The sequence below is a fragment of the Vibrio sp. 1978 genome (assembly GCF_033344345.1).
Genome location: NZ_JAWPOP010001093.1, coordinates 1 through 506, shown reverse-complemented (window position 1 = coordinate 506; position 506 = coordinate 1). Strand labels below are relative to the sequence as shown.

Genomic DNA, 506 nt, shown 5'->3' with positions numbered 1-506 from the left:
CAACGCCGTCCACGTGTCCAGATACAATGTGTCCGCCAAAACGTGTCGTCGGCAGCATGGCTTTTTCTAAGTTAACCTTTTCGCCTACTTGGTAGTTTGGAAAACCGGTTTTTTTCAAGGTCTCGAGAGACAAATCCGCGCTGTAGTAATTGCTTCCAAAGTCAATCACCGTTAAGCACACACCGTTAGTTGCGATGCTGTCGCCTAACTTCACGTCAGACATGTCTAACTTACCTACTTCTACCGTAACGGTAATATCTTCGCCTTTTGGCGTAATCGCAGTTAATTTACCAACTGCTTCTACAATTCCTGTAAACATAGTGCTTCTTTTCTAAATTTCTTTACGTACAAGGGTGGCGGTAATACGGATATCTCTGCCCACCATTCGCACATCAGTAATATTTAAATCGATGACCTGCGCCATCTCCGTCAATCCCAGCGCGCCAATTAAACCACGTCCATCGCTTCCCATTAGCTTCGGAGCGAGATAGACAATCAACTCATCT

Annotated in this window: 2 pseudogenes; both read right to left on the bottom strand. The window is 45.3% G+C overall.

The features are described 5' to 3' along the window. Positions 1-319, bottom strand: a pseudogene (locus R8N49_RS30835) (riboflavin synthase); the annotation flags it as partial. Positions 320-331: 12 nt separating this feature from the next. Further along, positions 332-506, bottom strand: a pseudogene (gene ribD / locus R8N49_RS30830) (bifunctional diaminohydroxyphosphoribosylaminopyrimidine deaminase/5-amino-6-(5-phosphoribosylamino)uracil reductase); the annotation flags it as partial.